Origin of the sequence: Klebsiella sp. LY (assembly GCF_004010915.1) — a bacterium.
Classification (GTDB): domain Bacteria; phylum Pseudomonadota; class Gammaproteobacteria; order Enterobacterales; family Enterobacteriaceae; genus Klebsiella; species Klebsiella quasipneumoniae.
Genome location: NZ_CP022444.1, coordinates 4731802 through 4750454, shown reverse-complemented (window position 1 = coordinate 4750454; position 18653 = coordinate 4731802). Strand labels below are relative to the sequence as shown.

Genomic DNA, 18653 nt, shown 5'->3' with positions numbered 1-18653 from the left:
AAATCAGTTTAAACGTCAACTTTTCTGTGTAAATATTAAGGCGAATGATAACTATTCTTTTTATCATTTATAGAATCACGCCGGGTCAGCGCAAGCCAGACGACGAATAACGTCGCTTTTGCGCGGCGTGATATGTGCTAATAACAAAAAATAAGCCTGCATTTATCATGGAAAAAAACGCTTCTCTGCCGTTTGGCAGTTTCAACTCATTGGCATTGTTTACGGGTCTGTGTCTGGGGGCCGCGCCGGCAACCGGCATGGCAGCCGAAAAATCAGTCAAAAATAATGAAGAGACGCTGGTGGTGGAAGCCGCCCCGCCTTCGCTTTATTCTCCCGGTGCCTCCGCCGATCCCAAGTTCAATAAACCACTGGTGGATACCACTCGCACCATCACCGTGATCCCCGAACAGGTCATTAAAGATCAGGGCGTCACCAACCTGACTGACGCCCTCAAAAACGTCCCCGGCGTCGGGGCGTTTTACGCCGGGGAGAATGGCAGCTCAACCACCGGGGACGCCATCTTTATGCGCGGCGTGGACACCTCCAACAGTATTTATGTCGACGGCATTCGCGATATCGGCAGCGTGACGCGGGATACCTTCAATACCCAGCAGGTGGAAGTCATCAAGGGGCCCGCCGGCACGGACTATGGCCGCAGCGCCCCTTCCGGCTCGATCAATATGATCAGCAAGCAGCCGCGCCTTGACTCCGGGATCGACGGATCCGCCAGCATCGGCAGCGCCTGGTCGCGTCGGGGTACCCTTGACCTTAACCAGGCCTTCGGCGACAACGCCGCGTTTCGCCTCAACCTGATGGGCGAAAAAACCCACGACGCCGGCCGGGATAAGATTGAGAACGAGCGCTACGGCATTGCCCCGTCCCTGGCCTTCGGCCTCGATACGCCCACCCGTCTGTATCTGAACTATCTCCACGTCCGGCAGAATAACACCCCGGATGGCGGGATCCCCACCGTCGGCCTGCCGGGCTATTCGGCGCCTTCGCCGAAGTATGCCGCCCTCAATTCCGCCGGTAAGGTCGATACCAGCAATTTCTATGGCACCGACTCCGATTACGATAAATCCACCACCGACAGCGGCACCCTGCGCTTTGAACACGATCTGACGGACAATACCACCGTGCGCAATACCACCCGCTGGTCGCGTGTGAAGCAGGAGTATCTCCTGACCGCGGTGATGGGCGGCGCGAGCAATATCACCGCCCCCGACATCAATGACGTCAATACCTGGAGCTGGTCACGTCTGGTTAATACCAAAGATGTCAGCAACCGCATTCTGACCAACCAGACCAATATCACTTCGACCTTCAATACCGGTTCGATAGGCCATGACGTCAGCGCCGGCGTGGAGTTTACCCGGGAAAACCAGACTAACTATGGCGTCAACGCCCTGACCGCTCCGGCGGTGAATCTCTATCATCCGGTGAGCAGCCTGTCGATTGGCGGGCTGGACAGAAACGGGGCGAACGCCAACGGCCAGACCGATACCTTCGGTATCTATGCCTTTGATACGCTGGCGCTGACCGATCGGGTTGAGGTCAACGGTGGGCTGCGTCTCGACAGTTACCATACCAAATATGACAGCGCCACCGCCTGCGGCGGCAGCGGACGCGGGGCTGTCGCCTGCCCGCCAGGACAGTCGACCGGCAGCCCGGTCACCACTGTCGATACCGCTAAATCCGGTAACCTGGTTAACTGGAAGGCCGGGGCGCTGTATCGCTTAACCGAGCAGGGCAATATCTACGTCAACTATGCCATCTCGCAGCAACCGCCGGGGGGCAGCAGCTTCGCGCTGGCTGCCAGCGGTAGCGGCAACAGCGCCAACCGGACCGACTTTAAACCGCAGAAAGCGAAATCCAGCGAACTGGGCACCAAGTGGCAGATCCTCGACAAGCGCCTGCTGCTCAGCGCGGCGTTATTCCGCACCGATATTGAAAACGAAGTGGCCGCCAACGATGACGGAACCTGGTCGCAGTACGGCAAAAAGCGCGTGGAAGGCTATGAGCTCTCCGCAACCGGGAACCTGACCCCGGACTGGACAATCATCGCCGGCTACACCCAGCAGCATGCCACGGTGACAGAGGGTCAGAATGTGGCGCAGGATGGCTCTTCCGCGCTGGCCTACACCCCGAAACATGCCTTTACGCTGTGGACGCAGTATCAGGCCACCAGCGATCTGTCCGTCGGCGGCGGCGTGCGCTATGTAGGAAGCCTGCGCCGGGGCAGCGATGGCGCGGTGGGTACCCCGGATCACACCGAGGGCTATTGGGTCGCCGACGCCAAACTGGGCTATCGGGTCAACAGCAATCTCGATCTGCAACTCAATATGTACAACCTGTTTGATACCGATTATGTGGCTTCCATCAACAAGAGCGGCTATCGCTATCATCCGGGCGAACCCCGTACCTTTATGTTGACGGCGAACGTCCATTTCTGAGTCTGTACGTGGGGCCATCGCGCCCCACCTTTTTGAGAGAACACCGCAATGATGTATCACATTCCTGACGTGCTGACGGCGGACCAGGTGGCTGAATATGGCCGCCTGCTGGCGCAGGCCGAATGGGTTGACGGGCGGGTTACCGTCGGCAGCCAGGGGGCGACCGTCAAACAAAACCAGCAGATCGATACCCGCACGCCGCTGTATGCCCGTCTGCAGGCCGCCGTACTCGACGCGCTGCGCGGCCATCCGCAGTTTTTTTCCGCCGCGCTGCCGCGGACGATTTCCGCGCCGTTGTTTAATCGCTACGGGCCGGGGGAGACCTACGGTTTTCATGTCGATGGCGCGGTGCGCCAGAACGGGGATGCGGGCTGGATGCGGACCGACCTCTCGGCGACGCTGTTCCTCTGCGAGCCGGAAAGCTATGAAGGGGGCGAACTGGTGATTGAAGATACCTATGGCCAGCACCGGGTGAAGCTCCCGGCCGGACATCTGGTGCTCTATCCCGCCAGTAGCCTGCACTGCGTCACCCCGGTCACCGGCGGGGTTCGCCAGGCCTCTTTCCTGTGGATCCAGTCGATGGTCCGCGACGATAAGCAGCGCGCGATGCTCTACGACCTGGACCGCACGATCCAGTCTCTCAAAACCCGCTTAGGCGACGGGGAAGAGGTCCTCTCCCTGCTCAATATGTATCACAACCTGCTGCGCCAGTGGACTGAAGTGTGATCCGCAGGCGAAGGTTTATCGCAGGGAGGGGTGAGGAGGCAACAGACTGGCCGTCCGCTGGCCAGTTTGCAGCAGGCGTTAGAACCGATAGCCTGCGGAGAACATAAACACCCACGGATCCAGGCGGGTGCTGACTTTCTGGTCCACACCGCCGGCTTTGAATTTCACATCGGTGTCGATATCCATGTACCACACCGACATATTCAGCAGCCAGTCACGGTTAATCAGGTAATCGAGGCCGACCTGTCCTGCCGCGCCCCAGGAGTCCTTCAGGCTCAGATCGGAAAGCCCGGCCGCCTTGCCGGTATCGTTAAAGTCTTCATTAAAGAAGGTGGTGTAGTTAATCCCCGCCCCCACGTACGGACGCACCTTGCTTTGCGCATCGCCAAAGTACCACTGCGCCATCAGGGTGGGTGGCAACTGATGGACGGTAGCGATGGTGCCGGTTGGCCCGGTACCAACCTTATGGCGGAACGGCGTAGCCGCCAGCAGTTCCACACCGATGTTATCGGTCGCCATATAGGTAAAGGTTAAACCCAGCTGAGTATTGTTACTGACGTTGAAACTGCCCAGACTGCCCAGCACATTGTCAGAGCCTTCCGTCGGTCGGACGGTGGCGGTCCCGGCACGAATGAAAAATTCACCCGCTTCATGCGCCCAGACGCTGCCGGTAGTAAGAGTGCTTAGAATCAATGCCGCCGCTGCTAACTTCTTCATATCCACTTCCTCATTATGGTTTTTCAGCGCGGCCAAATATACCTATAACGAGTTACGTTTGATCTGTTTTAGATCACACTAAAACCTTAGATTTAACATTTATTGATCCAGATTAATTTTTGATACCGATCGCAATACGCTAAATCCTTCGCACATCAATTTTCACTTTTCGCAAAAAAAATTATTTCTGCTCCTCTTGCCGCCGCTGAGGCGGCTGGATAAGTTAACTGCCGACAATCTGTGTTGATGCGTTTTTTTCAGGTGTAATTATGAGTGAAATCAACCCGTGCATGACGTGCGGTGCCTGTTGTGCGTATTTTCGAGTCTCTTTCTACTGGGCGGAAGCCGACGACGCGGGCGGCCTGGTGCCCGCCGCGCTGACCGAGCCGCTGACCCCCTTCCTGCGCTGTATGAGCGGCACTAATCAACGTCAGAGCCGCTGTGCGGCGCTATCGGGCGAGATCGGCGACGCCGTCCACTGCACTATCTATGAAAACCGTCCTTCGCCATGTCGCGAATTCGCCATGTCCGGGGAAAACGGCGAGGAAAACGACGCCTGCAACCGGGCGCGAGCGCGCTATGGGCTGCCGCCATTGCGGCCTCTTTACAAAGATATACCTGCCCTGACCGGCGCAGAGAGTGCTACGACGGAAGGATTTGCGGTACAATCGCCGGCTAGTTAACACCTGCGACACTCAAGGAGAATGCATGTCTATCACGGCGAAGTCCGTCTACCGTGACACCGGGAATTTTTTTCGTAATCAGTTCATTACCATTTTGCTGATTGCGCTGTTGTGCGCGTTCATTACGGTAGTACTTGGCCATGCCTTTTCACCCAGCGACGAGCAGCTGTCGATACTCAGCGAAGGCGACAACCTCGCCGGTAGCGCAGGCCTGTTCGAACTGGTGCAGAATATGACGCCGGAGCAGCAGCAGGTTCTGCTGCGCGCCTCGGCGGCATCAACCTTCTCGGGTCTGGTGGGCAATGCGATCCTCGCCGGCGGCGTCCTGCTGCTCATCCAGCTGGTCTCTGCCGGTCATCGTGTCAGCGCCCTGCGCGCCATCGGCGCCTCGGCGCCGGTGCTGCCAAAGCTGCTGCTGCTGATCCTCTTCACCACTTTCCTGGTGCAGATGGGGATGATGTTAGTGCTGGTGCCCGGCGTCCTGTTGGCCATTGTGCTGGCCTTTGCGCCAATCATGCTGGTGCAAGACAAAATGGGCATCCTCGGCGCCATGCGCAGCAGCATGCGCCTGGCGTGGGCCAATCTGCGGCTGGTGGCGCCGGCCATTATCGGTTGGCTGGTGGCGAAAACTCTGCTGTTACTGTTTGCTTCCAGCTTTGCCGCCCTGACGCCAAACGTCGGCGCGGTGGTGATTAATACCCTCAGCAACCTGATTTCCGCCCTGTTGCTGATCTATTTATTCCGCGTGTATATGCTTATCCGTAGCTAATTTTAACCTGGACCGGGGAATTTCCCGGTCCGTCCTGACAGACGGGATCGATGTATGAAGCAGTTTCTGGATTTTTTACCGCTGGTGGTCTTCTTCGCCTTCTACAAGCTTTACGATATCTACGCCGCCACCACGGCGCTGATTGTGGCGACCGCCATCGTGCTGATCTACAGCTGGGTGCGCTACCGTAAAATCGAAAAAATGGCGCTGATCACCTTCGTGCTGGTGGCCGTCTTCGGTGGATTAACCCTCTTCTTCCACAATGATGAGTTTATTAAATGGAAGGTGACGGTGATCTATGCGCTGTTCGCCGGCGCGCTGCTCTTCAGCCAGTGGGTGATGAAAAAGCCGCTTATCCAGCGCATGCTGGGTAAAGAGCTGACCCTGCCGCAGCAGGTCTGGTCGCGCCTTAACCTGGCCTGGGCGGCGTTTTTTATCCTCTGCGGGCTGGCTAATATCTATATCGCCTTCTGGTTGCCGCAGAATATCTGGGTTAACTTTAAGGTCTTCGGTTTAACTGCCCTCACGCTGGTCTTTACCTTGCTGAGCGGAATCTACATCTACCGTCATATGCCGCAGGACGACCACCACTAATTCCCCGGCAGCCTGCGCCCGCCTCCGCGGGCGCTATCCCCTATTCTCTCTCCGCCGTTTTCATAGTAGCATCCCGCTGATCGTCTTTGACCACAACAGAGTAGAGCATGACAACAACAGATCTCGCCCCGAAGGGCGAAATGGTTTTACGCCCCCTGGCAATGCCGGCGGATACTAATGCCAACGGGGATATTTTTGGCGGCTGGCTGATGTCGCAGATGGATATCGGCGGCGCCATTATGGCCAAAGAGATCGCCCAGGGTCGCGTGGTGACCGTGCGCGTGGATGGGATGACCTTTTTACGCCCGGTGGCCGTCGGCGACGTGGTGTGCTGCTATGCCCGCTGCGTGAAGCGCGGCAATACCTCGGTCACCATTAACATCGAAGTGTGGGTGAAAAAAGTCTCGTCAGAACCAATTGGCCAGCGCTACAAGGCGACGGAAGCGCTGTTTATCTACGTTGCCGTCGATAATCAGGGTAAACCACGCCCTCTGCCGGCGGAATAAGATGGCGCCCGGCTAACCGGGCACCTGGCTTAGAGAAAGCCCAGCAGCGAGAAGAAGAAGTAGCCGATAACAATCACCATCACCGGCAGCACGTACAGCGGGAAATACTGCACCAGGATCGTATGTCGCGGCACCACAATGCGTTCGGCGAGCTGCTCGCGAGTTAACCCTTCCGCGCCTTTCGCCTGCTCGAGGATCAGCTGATCCTCAATCCCCTCGCGGAGAAATTTCGCCTGCCGCGCCATCCGCGCGCCGGAGGCCTGCAGCGCCATCCCGACGAACACCAGAATGAAGATAATCCAGAAGCCGATGTTCAGGCTATGGTGAAAATCCGGCAGCGGTGAGTTGTACCAGAAAAAGTTCAGGAACGGCGTGTTAAAGCGCATCATCTCAATCATGACGTGCGCAAAATCCATCATCACCGCGTCAATGCCGGGTTTCTTTTCACTGTGCTCATACATAAATTTGAGGACAGAAATCAGCGTCGACAGCACGGCGGGAATAAAGATGACCCATCCCAAAATACGTTTGATGACCGCAATGCGTCCAGCTTGTTGGTACGTCATGAGTTCCCCTTGTTAAAGACGCGTTAGTGGTTCGCCTGCCGCCCGTTGCGTGGCGCAGGCGCCCCTCGCTTACCCGAATGTGTCGGGTATAAGTCTATCTTCCACGGCGAATTTCGCCCAATAACGCGCGGTATGATATACCATGAATGCCGATTCGTTTATCTGATTACGCAACAGGAGAAGGACATATGTCAGCGAAGCGCCGCATTGAGGCTGCGATTTTTGATATGGACGGGTTGCTGATTGACTCTGAGCCGCTTTGGGATCAGGCGGAGGTCGAGGTCATGGAGAGCCTGGGGGTGGATACCCGCCGCCGCGATGAACTGCCCGACCTGCTGGGTCTGCGAATCGACCTGGTGGTGGATCTGTGGTACGCGCAGCAGCCGTGGCGCGGCGTAGACCGCGCAGAAGCTACCGCGCGCATTATCCGTCGCGCCATCGAACTGGTTGAAGCCTCACGTCCGCTGCTGCCGGGGGTGCGCGAGGCGGTGGCCCTGTGCAAAGCCCAGGGGTTGAAGGTAGGGCTGGCCTCAGCCTCGCCGCTGGTGATGCTGGAGAAAGTGCTCAATATGTTCGAGCTGCGCGACCAGTTTGATGCCCTCGCCTCGGCTGAGCATCTGCCCTGGAGCAAACCGCACCCGCAGGTGTATCTCAACTGCGCCGCCGCCCTCGGGGTCGACCCACAGCGCTGTGTCGCGCTGGAGGACTCGGTCAACGGCATGATCGCCAGCAAAGCTGCGCGCATGCGCGCTATCGTCGTGCCGGAAGCAGAGAACAGCCGCGACCCGCGCTTCGTGCTGGCGGACGTCAAGCTACCGTCACTGCAGGCCCTGACCGTCGAGGCGCTGCTCGGGTAAGACCGCTGGCGGGTGACGCGATCGCCGCCACCCGCCAGCAAAGAAAATCAAAACATCGTTTCATTTTAATTGTAATTTTATTTTCCTGCCTCTATGCTGGGTACAGGTGGCGTCATCGTACGCCTGAAGATCAGCACACAGAGGTGAATATGGTACTGAACGCCTTCGACCTGACGGGTAAGGTCGCCATCGTGACCGGTTGCGATACCGGCCTGGGACAGGGAATGACGCTGGGCCTGGCGCAGGCCGGATGCAATATCGTCGGCATCAACCGCAAAATTCCCCACGACACTGCCGCGCAGGTTCAGGCGCTGGGCCGCCGCTTTCATGCCATTCAGGCGGATCTCAGCCAACAGGATGATATGACCGTTTTGGTCGACCAGGCGGTGGCGGCGATGGGCCGGGTCGATATTCTGGTCAACAACGCCGGGATTATCCGCCGCCATGATGCCCTGACCTTCACGGAAAGTGACTGGGATGCGGTGATCGATCTGAATCTGAAAGCAGTTTTTTTCCTCTGCCAGGCGGTCGCCAGGCAGTTCATTCACCAGGGTGAAGGCGGGAAAATCGTTAACATCGCCTCGATGCTCTCGTTTCAGGGCGGGATCCGCGTCCCCTCCTATACCGCCTCGAAAAGCGGCGTGCTGGGGCTGACCCGCCTGCTGGCTAACGAATGGGCTGGTCAGGGTATCAACGTCAACGCCATTGCGCCCGGGTATATGGCCACCAATAACACCCAGGCGCTGCGCGAAGATGAGGAGCGCAACCAGGCAATCCTTGAGCGTATCCCCGCCGGTCGCTGGGGTGTGCCGGGTGACCTGCAGGGGCCGGTGGTGTTTCTCGCCTCGTCTGCCGCCGACTATATTCACGGCTATACCCTGGCCGTCGACGGCGGATGGCTGGCGCGCTGAGAATTTGTGACAAAGAGTTACACCGTCACCTCTTCCGTGCACTGTATAAAAACCCTATACTGTATGAATCGACAGTTTAGGGTGTGTTATCATGACGGCGGAAGGCCATCTCTTCTTTTCAATCGCCTGCGCAGTATTTGCCAAAAACGCAGAGTTAACGCCGGTGCTGGCGCAGGGCGACTGGTGGCATATTGTGCCCTCCGCGGTCTTGACCTGCCTGCTGCCGGACATCGATCACCCAAAGTCGTTTCTTGGCCAGCGGCTGAGCTGGATCTCAAAGCCCGTGGCGCGGGCCTTTGGCCACCGCGGCTTCACCCACAGCCTGCTGGCGGTGTTTGGCGCGCTGACGCTATTCTACCTCAAGGTGCCTGACAGCTGGATTGTCCCGGCGGACGCCCTCCAGGGCCTGGTGCTGGGCTATCTCAGCCACATCCTTGCCGATATGCTCACCCCAGCCGGGGTGCCGCTGCTGTGGCCCTGCCGCTGGCGCTTTCGGCTACCGATCCTTGCGCCGCGCAAAGGCAACCAGCTGGAGCGCGCATTATGCATGGCGCTGTTCATCTATGCCGTCTGGATGCCGCAGACGCTGGCGGACAACACCGCGATACGCTGGTCTTCCGGGGTGATTAATTCCCTGCAGATCACCTTCAATCGCTTCATAAGTCACCAGAGTGGGCGATAAACCGGCAGAAAACACCTTTTGGTTATAACCCATTCCATTTGAATATAAGTCCTTGATAACGCCTTCTGCTAACCTTGCGGTCATAAGAGCTGGTTATCCACCAGCCCGGGTTATAAAAATATCAGGAGAACGGGGATGAACTTTCCATTAATAGCGAACGTAGTCGTGTTCGCCGTATTGTTGTTTGCGCTGGGGCAAACGCGCCATAAACAGTGGAGCCTGGCCAGGAAGGTCCTGGTCGGCCTGGCGATTGGCGTGATCTTTGGTCTGGCGCTACAGCTGATCTATGGGTCTGACAGCCAGGTGCTGAAGGATTCCATCCAGTGGTTTAATATCGTCGGCAACGGTTATGTCCAACTGCTGCAAATGATCGTTATGCCGCTGGTCTTCGCGTCAATCCTTAGCGCGGTCGCCCGCCTGCACAATGCCTCGCAGCTGGGGAAAATCAGCTTCCTGAGCATCGGGACTCTGTTGTTCACCACCCTGATCGCCGCTCTGGTTGGCGTGCTGGTGACTAACATGTTCGGCCTCACCGCCGAGGGACTGGTCCAGGGCAGCGCGGAGACCGCTCGTCTGAACGCCATTCAGAGCAACTATGTGGGTAAAGTGGCCGATCTCAGCGTCCCGCAGCTGATCCTCTCCTTTGTGCCGAAGAACCCGTTTGCTGACCTGACCGGGGCTAACCCGACCTCGATCATCAGCATCGTCATTTTCTCGGCGTTCCTCGGCGTCGCAGCCCTGAAGCTGCTGAAAGAGGATGTGGAAAAAGGCCAGCGCGTCCTGACCGCCATTGATACCCTGCAGGGCTGGGTGATGAAGCTGGTTCGTCTGGTGATGCAGCTGACCCCTTACGGCGTTCTGGCGCTGATGACCAAAGTGGTTGCCGGGTCGAATCTGCAGGATATCATCAAGCTTGGCGGCTTCGTGGTGGCCTCGTACATCGCGCTGGGCATCATGTTTATCGTCCACGGCCTGCTGCTGGCGATTAACGGCGTCAGCCCGCTGAAGTATTTCCGTAAAGTCTGGCCGGTGATCACCTTCGCCTTCACCAGCCGCTCCAGCGCCGCCTCCATTCCGCTGAACGTGGAAGCGCAGACCCGTCGTCTCGGCGTACCGGAGTCGATTGCCAGCTTCTCCGCCTCCTTTGGCGCCACCATTGGTCAGAACGGCTGCGCCGGTATCTACCCGGCCATGCTGGCGGTGATGGTCGCACCGACCGTAGGCATCAACCCGCTGGATCCGATGTGGATTGCCACCCTCGTGGGCATCGTCACCGTCAGCTCGGCGGGCGTCGCCGGAGTGGGCGGCGGGGCCACCTTCGCCGCGCTGATCGTCCTGCCGGCGATGGGCCTGCCGGTGACCCTCGTGGCGCTGCTGATCTCCGTCGAGCCGCTGATCGATATGGGACGTACCGCGCTGAACGTTAACGGCTCCATGACCGCCGGGACGCTGACCAGCCAGTGGCTGCGCCAGACCGACAAGTCGATTTTCGATAGCGAAGAAGAAGCCGAACTGGCGCATCGCTAAACGGTAAGCACAAAAAAACCGCTGATAATCAGCGGTTTTTTTATTTCTGCAGCAGACTCAGGCTTCAATCTCTCCTTCCTGACGCACCTGGTTAGCCCAGCGCTGCGCCGACTCCGGCACGCTGAACGCCGGTGAACGGCGAAAATGCTCTCCCATCAGCAGAAAGGCGACATACTTCCCGCGCAAAATCCAGACATCGCGAAAATGGTCCATTTTCACGGCATGTTCCGGGGGCGCAGGCTCCACGCGCGGCACGTAGCTAATGACAGGGCGATTTTGTTGGCGCAATGGTTTCATAACAAATGGATTCACTAAGCAAAGCGGGAAACAGAAACCTCTATCATAGCCGATCGTGGCCCCGTTCGTCGCCCCCCTGCCGCCGATGCGCATTTTAGGATAACTCCCTGCCCCCTTGCCGGGCGCAGGCAGCGTAATGTTCTATAGTTAGAAGGGTTTTGGTTTATCAACGACCACTTTTAGCAATGAAAGCAGGAGACGAGCAATGTCTGATAAGCACCCAAACCCTCACCACCAGCAGGCACCGGTCCACGGCAGCGAGGAAGCGCAGCCGGGTCTCGACTCGCTGGCGCCGGATGACAGGGAGTGGCGCCCCACGCCGAAACCCACCGCCCCTGGCGCTGAACCGACCGCCCCTGGCAGCCTGAAAACGCCTGATACCCACAGCAAAAAACTCGATGCCCTGGAGCCACAGCGCAAAGGCGGAGAAGACTATCCGCTGACCACTAACCAGGGCGTGCGCATTGCCGACGATCAGAACTCGCTGCGCGCCGGTACCCGCGGCCCAACGCTGCTGGAAGATTTCATTCTGCGGGAGAAGATCACCCACTTCGACCACGAGCGAATTCCGGAGCGTATCGTTCATGCCCGCGGCTCAGCAGCCCACGGCTACTTCCAGCCCTACAAAAGCCTGACAGCCTTGACCAAAGCCGATTTTCTCTCGGCAGCCGATAAAATCACCCCGGTCTTTGTGCGCTTCTCCACCGTGCAGGGCGGCGCGGGGTCGGCGGACACCGTTCGCGATATTCGCGGCTTCGCCACCAAGTTTTACACCGATGAGGGGATTTTTGACCTCGTCGGCAACAACACCCCGGTCTTCTTTATCCAGGACGCGCTGAAGTTTCCCGACTTTGTCCACGCCGTGAAGCCTGAACCCCACTGGGCCATTCCCCAGGGACAAAGCGCTCACGATACGTTCTGGGACTATGTTTCCCTGCAGCCGGAAACGCTGCACAACGTGATGTGGGCGATGTCCGATCGCGGCATCCCGCGCAGCTATCGCACCATGGAAGGCTTTGGCATCCACACCTTCCGCCTGATCAATGCCGAGGGCAAAGCCACCTTTGTTCGCTTCCACTGGAAACCGGTCGCCGGCAAGGCGTCGCTGGTATGGGATGAAGCGCAGAAGCTGACCGGCCGTGACCCCGATTTTCATCGCCGCGATCTGTGGGAGGCCATTGAAGCCGGGGACTACCCGGAATTTGAGCTCGGCCTGCAGCTGATCCCCGAAGAGAATGAATTTGATTTTGACTTCGACCTGTTAGATCCCACCAAACTGATCCCCGAGGCGCTGGTGCCGGTGCAACGGGTCGGCAAAATGGTCCTCAACCGCAACCCGGACAACTTCTTTGCCGAAAACGAACAGGCGGCCTTCCATCCCGGGCATATCGTCCCGGGCATCGATTTCAGCAACGATCCGCTGCTGCAGGGGCGCCTCTTCTCCTACACCGATACCCAGATAAGCCGCCTCGGCGGACCGAATTTCCATGAAATCCCGATCAACCGGCCGACCTGCCCGTACCACAACTTCCAGCGCGACGGTATGCACCGGATGGAGATTGACACCAACCCGGCCAACTACGAACCCAACTCGATCAACGACAACTGGCCGCGCGAGACGCCGCCAGCCGCCAAACGCGGCGGTTTTGAGTCCCTCGCCGAGCGCGTCGACGGCGAGAAGATCCGTCAGCGCAGCCCGTCATTCGGCGAATATTACGCCCAGCCGCGTCTGTTCTGGCTGAGCCAGACGCCGATTGAGCAGCAGCATATTATCGATGGCTTCAGCTTTGAGCTTAGCAAAGTGGTCCGCACCTGGATCCGCGAGCGGGTGGTCGATCACCTGGCCCAAATTGATACCCGGCTGGCGGAAGCGGTCGGGGCGAATTTAGGTATCGAACTGAGCGATGAGCAGCGCAGCCTCACTCTGCCCTCCCCGGTCAACGGCGTGGAGAAAGATCCCACCCTCAGCCTCTACGCGGATGCCGAAGGGGATGTGAAAGGTCGTGTGGTGGCGGTGCTGCTCAATGAGCGTACCTCGGCGCAGGATCTGGTCCATCTCCTGCAGGCGCTACAGGCCCGGGGCGTGCACAGTAAACTGCTCTATTCGCGGATGGGGGAAGTCGTCGCCGACGATGGCTCTCCCCTGCCGATCGCCGGCACCTTCGCCGGCTCCCCGTCGCTGACGGTGGATGCCGTGGTGGTGCCCGGCGGCGATCTCAGCGCCCTGAGCCAGAGCGGCGACGCGCGCTACTACCTGCTGGAGGCCTATAAGCATCTGAAGCCGATCCTGCTGGCAGGCGATGCGCGGCAGTTAACGTCGGTTCTGCAGGTCCCGGCCCAGGGCGAAGAGGGCGTCATCGTCACCGATGCTCTTGACACGCCGGCGGCAGATAAACTGCTCGCCCTGATGACGGCCCACCGGGTATGGTCGAGAAGCCCGAAAATCGCCGCTATTCCGGCGTAGCAAAAAGCCCGGCACGGTGTGCCGGGCTTGACTCACTTTCCTTTCCCCGTCGGGTTTACACGTCGCGGTAGGTTCCCAGGCGATAACCCCGGTCGGCCACCGCCGCTTTCAGCGAGGCGGACGTCAGCACATCAAGCTCGCCCAGCCGCGGATAGCAGTAGGCGCTGCCCATGATGGTCTGGTCGACAAAGGCCGGATGACACATCACCTCCAGAGAGCGCTCCTCGCGGGCGATTGAGGCGTCCAGCGTCTGCAGGAACAGCGCCTCAGAGACGGCTTCCCCGTAAAACTCGCTGCTGAAGCCTGCGCTGCTGCGCGCCGCCTGCTGATCGAGACCGCTCTGCGCCGCCACCTGGCGATCAATGCGCAACGCGATGCCCTTGTCGCGGGCAAAAGCCGCGACGATGGGGTAGATCGGAGCGATCATATGCACATGGTGATGACTGTCGAGATGCGTCGGCTCATGACCGAAGAGTTCGATAAAACGACGGTACTGACACGCCAGCTCATGGGCAATCTCCTCCAGCGGCAGGTTATCTTCTTCCGCCTGCTGCCAGATCCATTTGCCCAGCCGGCCGTCGCGGGTTAACCCCGGCATGGCCGACAGCGGTTCGCCCAGCGTCAGCACAAAGTGCATCCCGACCGCCAGCTCCGGCGTACTGCGGCTCAGCTGGGCGGCGTGGTCAATAGCCGCGCCGTTGACCAGCGCCGTAGTTGATGTCACCACGCCGTTGCGGCAGGCCTCGATAATGCCGTAGTTCTGCCCTTTACTGAGGCCGAAGTCGTCGGCATTGACGATCAATACGCGTTCCATTAGCCGCTCCCGTTACGCTTTCAGTTTTTCGATCGTCGCCGCAAAGTTCGGCAGCCATTTTTCATGGGCCAGAATCATCTCCCGCGCCAGCTGCTCGGCGTCACGATCGGAATGGATCAGCGGGCTTAAGTTCAGCGCCAGCAGCACGTCGTTCAGCTCGCCGCTGATCGCCGCCTGGCTGGCCGCCACTTCAAACCCTTTGATGGTATAGATAAGCCCCAGCACCTTCTCGTCGAAATGGGTGATGCGCGGCGTCGGCTTCGCGCCATCGCGACCTAAGGTGCAGCTCATCTCGACCGCCCAGTCCGCCGGGATATTATCGATATGGCCATGATGTGGGATATTCACATAGTGCTCAGTCTGCTTATCGTTATAGATAGCGTTGATCACTTCGCAAGCGGCATCGGAGTAATAGGCGCCCCCGCGCTGCTCCAGCTCCTTCGGCTTGACCTTGAGATCCGGATTTTTATACAGCTCAAACAGCTGCTTCTCCACTTTCTGCACCACCTGGGCGCGCGCGCCGCCCTTATAGTACTCGCCCATCTCAATCGCCAGCATCTCTTTTGGCTTAAAGTAATAGAGCAGATAGGAGCATGGGATCAGGCGCAGGGAGCGGATCAGCCCTTCGCTGAACGGCAGGTCGAAGATATTTTTTACCGAGTTCGCGGTCAGGCGGCCGGAGGCGACGCCGTCCAGCAGTTCATCGAAGCGCGAGACGCCGTTAACCAGCACGTCGCGGACGAACACCAGGTGGTTCAGACCGAACAGGTCGATGTGCAGCTCATCGCTCGGGCTGAGCTGCAGCACGTCGGTGATGAACATCTTCATGCCGATGGGAATGTTGCACACCCCGATAAAGCGTTTGAAACTGGTGTGACGATAGACCGCCTCGGTGACCATGCCCGCCGGGTTGGTGAAGTTGATGATCCACGCGTCCGGGCAGATCTCCTGCACATCTTTCACGATGTCGAAAATCACCGGGATGGTGCGCAGCCCCTTAAACAGCCCGCCCGCCCCGTTGGTCTCCTGGCCAAGATAACCGTGGCTCAGCGGGATGCGCTCATCTTTTTCCCGCGCCTTCAGCTGGCCCACGCGCAGCTGGGTAGTGACGAAATCAGCGCCCTGCAGCGCCTCGCGGCGGTCCAGCGTTTTATAAACCTTCATCGGCACGCCGGCTTTTTCCACCATCCGCTCGCACAGCGCATGGATAATATCGAGCTTCTCCTGGCCCTCTTCCACATCCACCAGCCACAGCTCTGTCACCGGCAGTTCATGATAACGTTTCAGGAAACCTTCCAGTAATTCCGGGGTATAGCTGCTACCGCCGCCAATAGTGACGACTTTTAATTTCTGGCTCATCTTTTTCTCCCTTAGGCGCTGCGCCTGGACGCAGGCCGCTCTCCGCATAAATGCGGACAGTTAACTTAAATTAGTTATGGTGTAAGCCTGGCGGCTAATACCGCCTGGGCTTAATTAATACTGGTCAAATGTTTTCGATAACTACTCGGTGTAAACGAGGTCAGCTTTTTAAAGGTTTTAATAAACAGGCTCGGGCTGCTGTACCCTGATTCATAGGCAATATCCGTCACCGAATAGTTGGTAATTTCCAGCTGCTTTTTGGCAAAATTGATACGGATATCGTTAATTATCTGCATCGGCGTTTTACCATAATAGCGCTGGGTCGCCCGGGTTAAATATTCCTGCGTTTTTCCCGATAACCGAACCATATTCTCGAGGGCGCTCTCGCCAAACTCCAGTTTATCGTGCATAGCCTCAACGGTATTTTTTAACCATTGCGGGACGACGTCTGCAACCGGCTCTTCGCGATAGTGACGTAAACGGTTAATGACATAAAAGGAGACCAGCTCGATAAATTCGTCAAATTCCGTTTCGCGAAAATTGAGTGAGGCGATGACCGACTCAATGTAGCCGAGAAAAGCGCTCTGCACGGCGTAGACCTGCGACGCCACCAGGCCAAACGGCAGCAGCGGCAGATAATGTTTCTCAAAGAAGCGCCTGCTGATGCCGACGTTAAGGATGCGCGTCGCACCAAATTCATAGAAGCTCTGGTGGTGCGAACCCATCGGGATAAAGACAAAATCCCCGCGCTCCAGCAGCACCCGTTTACCATTGATCTCCTGGTAATAGCGCCCGGTTAATACGACGGTAAATTCGTAGTAATCATGCTGGTGGAGCCCGCTCACGCTTTCCGTTTTGTTATAGATGACCACATGAAAGTTCTTCCCGTTGAACAACTGCTGTTCTCTGGCGGTACTGATCTCGGTGGTCATCATCCTGGGCTGCCTCATCGTCGCGATGGCCTATTGTACCTTCTCGTGCAGCTCAATCAATTCCGCTACCAGCTCGCGGGCCAGCATGGAGGTCATCAGGTGATCCTGAGCATGCACCAGCACCAGGCTGACCTTCATTTTCCCCTCGCCCTCGTCGCTTTCGATAAGCTGGGTCTGCACCCGATGCGCCTCGCTCAGCGCCTGACGCGACTGCTCCATCATCGTTTTCGCCGCGGCAAAATCCCCCTGCTTGGCCTGCTTCAGCGCGGCATAGGCCAGACTACGCGCTTGGCCGGAGTTGATAATCAGCCCCATCACCACCTCTTCGAGGTCGTTTTCCGGGGTCTCTACCGCGTCGATGTTGTCCAGATCAAACATAATATTTCCCTCGTTTCTCAGGCGGTACGGGACGTTGCCCGTACCGCGCGGTATCAGAATTTCAGTGCGTTGGCGATGTCTTCTTCGCTCTCTTCCTGCTCGATAACGGTCTGCGCTTTATTCGACAGCACCACAAACGGCAGGTAGACCAGGGTGGAGACGCCAAGGTTGAACAGGGCGACCAGCAGAGCGGCGACACTGCCGTTACTGTTAAAGAACGCCCCCAGGCCAGTTGGCATGGTCCACGGCGCCAGGTTGGTCACCGGTGGGATAATCCCCAGGCTGTAGGCCGCGAGAGTAATGGCCGCCAGAATCGGCTGGACCAGCACGAACGGGATGAACATGACCGGGTTCATGATGATCGGCAGGCCAAAAAGAATCGGTTCGTTAATCTGGAAGATGCCTGACGGCAGCGCCAGCTTCGCGACCTGACGATGGTCAGCGCGGCGGGAAGCGATAAAGATGGCGATAATCAGACCCAGCGTCGCCCCGGAACCCCCCAGCAGGATGTAGGAGTCGAGCATCGGCTTGGCCCAGAAGTGGAACTGTTTACCCGCTTCGATCGCCGCATCAACCGATCCGTACTGGTTGTACAGGGCGATGTTTTCCAGCGCCCACGGCGTCATGATGCCGTTATCCAGCGCGGTCAGCGCCAGCGAACCGTGCACCCCGAAGAACCACAGCAGGGAGTTAAAGATGACGTATGCCCAGCCGACCACGCTGCCCATCGCCGCCAGCGGCGTGGAGATGGAGTCCATGATGATCTGGTGGAAGTTGCTGCCGTAGCTCGACAGGGCCCACGAGATAATGCCGAAGATGGAGAGGATCAAGAAGCCAGGGATCAGCGCAGAGAAAGAGCGCGATACCGATCCCGGCACGCTGTCCGGCAGTCTGATCACCCAGTTGCGACGGATCACGAAGGTGAACAGTTCCGCGACGACCAGACCGATAATCATACCGGAGATGATGTTCTGCCCGCCCAGCCAGTTGGCGCCGACGGCATAGGCTTCGCCCACGCTGTACGGGGTCACGGTCATGAAGGCCGCTACCGCCAGCAGGCCAGCGGCCATCGGGTCGACTTTGCGCTCTTCCGCCAGCGCGGAGCCGATAAAGAACGGCGCCATCAGCGACATAATGCCGAGGGTGCCGTTATAGACGTTGCCGCCGATAGCCTTAAAACCGTTTAAGGTTTCAATGGTAGAGGCATCCAGGCGAATGCCCATGGAGTAAAAGAAAGAGCCTTCGCCGAAGCTCAGAAAAACGTTGTTAATTAATACAAACATGGCCCCGGCGAGGGTCAACGGCATGAGTTTAATAAATCCATTTTTAATCGCATTAATATGCGGCTGCTTTCCTATTTTCACTGCAAAAGGAAGGAGTACCTTTTCAAGCGAGTCGATCACTTTACTCATAGTCAA

Annotated in this window: 19 protein-coding genes; 11 read left to right on the top strand and 8 right to left on the bottom strand. The window is 58.0% G+C overall.

Annotated features, from left to right (window positions below):
- The first annotated feature begins 167 nt into the window (after window positions 1–167).
- Both CE636_RS26340 and ybiX read left to right on the top strand, forming a co-directional pair.
- Window positions 168–2453 (top strand): catecholate siderophore receptor Fiu, encoded by a 2286-nt coding sequence (locus tag CE636_RS26340; RefSeq protein ID WP_017898670.1) that lies wholly within the window; start codon window positions 168–170, stop codon window positions 2451–2453.
- 48 nt (window positions 2454–2501) lie between these two features.
- Window positions 2502–3179 carry a PKHD-type hydroxylase YbiX gene (ybiX, locus tag CE636_RS26335; RefSeq protein WP_004203850.1) on the top strand — a complete coding sequence of 226 codons (678 nt, stop codon included), beginning with the start codon at window positions 2502–2504 and terminating at the stop codon, window positions 3177–3179.
- A 78-nt stretch (window positions 3180–3257) separates the two neighbouring features.
- Here ybiX and ompW read toward each other — a convergent pair whose 3' ends face one another.
- The gene (ompW, locus tag CE636_RS26330) at window positions 3258–3896 is read right to left on the bottom strand and encodes an outer membrane protein OmpW (protein ID WP_004203849.1); all 639 of its coding nucleotides are present in this window, start codon (window positions 3894–3896) and stop codon (window positions 3258–3260) included.
- Between the two features lie 269 nt (window positions 3897–4165).
- Here ompW and CE636_RS26325 point away from each other — a divergent pair, with 269 nt between their 5' ends.
- The 4 genes from CE636_RS26325 (at window position 4166) to yciA (ending at window position 6448) form a co-directional block, all read left to right on the top strand.
- Window positions 4166–4579 (top strand): YkgJ family cysteine cluster protein, encoded by a 414-nt coding sequence (locus tag CE636_RS26325; protein WP_004203847.1) that lies wholly within the window; start codon window positions 4166–4168, stop codon window positions 4577–4579.
- A gap of 25 nt (window positions 4580–4604) precedes the next feature.
- On the top strand, window positions 4605–5348 hold the full coding sequence (locus tag CE636_RS26320) for a YciC family protein (protein WP_004203845.1): 744 nt from the start codon (window positions 4605–4607) through the stop codon (window positions 5346–5348).
- A gap of 54 nt (window positions 5349–5402) precedes the next feature.
- Complete coding sequence (locus tag CE636_RS26315; protein WP_004203842.1) at window positions 5403–5942, top strand: septation protein A; 540 nt, start codon at window positions 5403–5405, stop codon at window positions 5940–5942.
- A 107-nt stretch (window positions 5943–6049) separates the two neighbouring features.
- Window positions 6050–6448 (top strand): acyl-CoA thioester hydrolase YciA, encoded by a 399-nt coding sequence (gene yciA / locus CE636_RS26310; RefSeq protein ID WP_017898669.1) that lies wholly within the window; start codon window positions 6050–6052, stop codon window positions 6446–6448.
- A 29-nt stretch (window positions 6449–6477) separates the two neighbouring features.
- On the opposite strand, the gene CE636_RS26305 is transcribed toward yciA, so the two are convergent.
- Window positions 6478–7014: a YniB family protein gene (locus CE636_RS26305; protein WP_004203839.1), complete on the bottom strand. Its 537-nt coding sequence runs from the start codon at window positions 7012–7014 to the stop codon at window positions 6478–6480.
- A gap of 188 nt (window positions 7015–7202) precedes the next feature.
- On the opposite strand from CE636_RS26305, the gene hxpB reads away from it, so the two are divergent.
- The 4 genes from hxpB to CE636_RS26285 all read left to right on the top strand — a co-directional run bounded on the left by hxpB (window position 7203) and on the right by CE636_RS26285 (window position 10991).
- Entirely contained in the window at window positions 7203–7871 is a 669-nt protein-coding gene (gene hxpB / locus CE636_RS26300) for a hexitol phosphatase HxpB (protein WP_017898668.1), read from the top strand.
- Window positions 7872–8020: 149 nt separating this feature from the next.
- Window positions 8021–8782: a 2-dehydro-3-deoxy-D-gluconate 5-dehydrogenase KduD gene (gene kduD, locus CE636_RS26295; RefSeq protein WP_017898667.1), complete on the top strand. Its 762-nt coding sequence runs from the start codon at window positions 8021–8023 to the stop codon at window positions 8780–8782.
- Between the two features lie 91 nt (window positions 8783–8873).
- Window positions 8874–9464: a metal-dependent hydrolase gene (locus CE636_RS26290; RefSeq protein WP_004203834.1), complete on the top strand. Its 591-nt coding sequence runs from the start codon at window positions 8874–8876 to the stop codon at window positions 9462–9464.
- A gap of 135 nt (window positions 9465–9599) precedes the next feature.
- The gene (locus CE636_RS26285; protein WP_017898666.1) at window positions 9600–10991 is read left to right on the top strand and encodes an L-cystine transporter; all 1392 of its coding nucleotides are present in this window, start codon (window positions 9600–9602) and stop codon (window positions 10989–10991) included.
- 57 nt (window positions 10992–11048) lie between these two features.
- On the opposite strand, the gene cedA is transcribed toward CE636_RS26285, so the two are convergent.
- Window positions 11049–11303: a cell division activator CedA gene (gene cedA, locus CE636_RS26280; RefSeq protein ID WP_008807754.1), complete on the bottom strand. Its 255-nt coding sequence runs from the start codon at window positions 11301–11303 to the stop codon at window positions 11049–11051.
- A gap of 190 nt (window positions 11304–11493) precedes the next feature.
- Between cedA and katE the strand changes: the two genes are divergently transcribed.
- Window positions 11494–13752: a catalase HPII gene (gene katE / locus CE636_RS26275; RefSeq protein ID WP_017898665.1), complete on the top strand. Its 2259-nt coding sequence runs from the start codon at window positions 11494–11496 to the stop codon at window positions 13750–13752.
- Between the two features lie 55 nt (window positions 13753–13807).
- Here katE and chbG read toward each other — a convergent pair whose 3' ends face one another.
- From chbG to chbC, 5 genes are all read right to left on the bottom strand, one after another.
- Entirely contained in the window at window positions 13808–14566 is a 759-nt protein-coding gene (gene chbG / locus CE636_RS26270) for a chitin disaccharide deacetylase (protein WP_017898664.1), read from the bottom strand.
- Window positions 14567–14578: 12 nt separating this feature from the next.
- Window positions 14579–15925 carry a 6-phospho-beta-glucosidase gene (locus CE636_RS26265; RefSeq protein WP_004203826.1) on the bottom strand — a complete coding sequence of 449 codons (1347 nt, stop codon included), beginning with the start codon at window positions 15923–15925 and terminating at the stop codon, window positions 14579–14581.
- 110 nt (window positions 15926–16035) lie between these two features.
- The gene (chbR, locus tag CE636_RS26260; RefSeq protein ID WP_004203825.1) at window positions 16036–16860 is read right to left on the bottom strand and encodes a transcriptional regulator ChbR; all 825 of its coding nucleotides are present in this window, start codon (window positions 16858–16860) and stop codon (window positions 16036–16038) included.
- A gap of 27 nt (window positions 16861–16887) precedes the next feature.
- Window positions 16888–17235 carry a PTS N,N'-diacetylchitobiose transporter subunit IIA gene (gene chbA, locus CE636_RS26255; RefSeq protein WP_004203824.1) on the bottom strand — a complete coding sequence of 116 codons (348 nt, stop codon included), beginning with the start codon at window positions 17233–17235 and terminating at the stop codon, window positions 16888–16890.
- Between the two features lie 53 nt (window positions 17236–17288).
- Entirely contained in the window at window positions 17289–18647 is a 1359-nt protein-coding gene (gene chbC, locus CE636_RS26250; protein ID WP_004203823.1) for a PTS N,N'-diacetylchitobiose transporter subunit IIC, read from the bottom strand.
- Window positions 18648–18653: the final 6 nt, after the last annotated feature.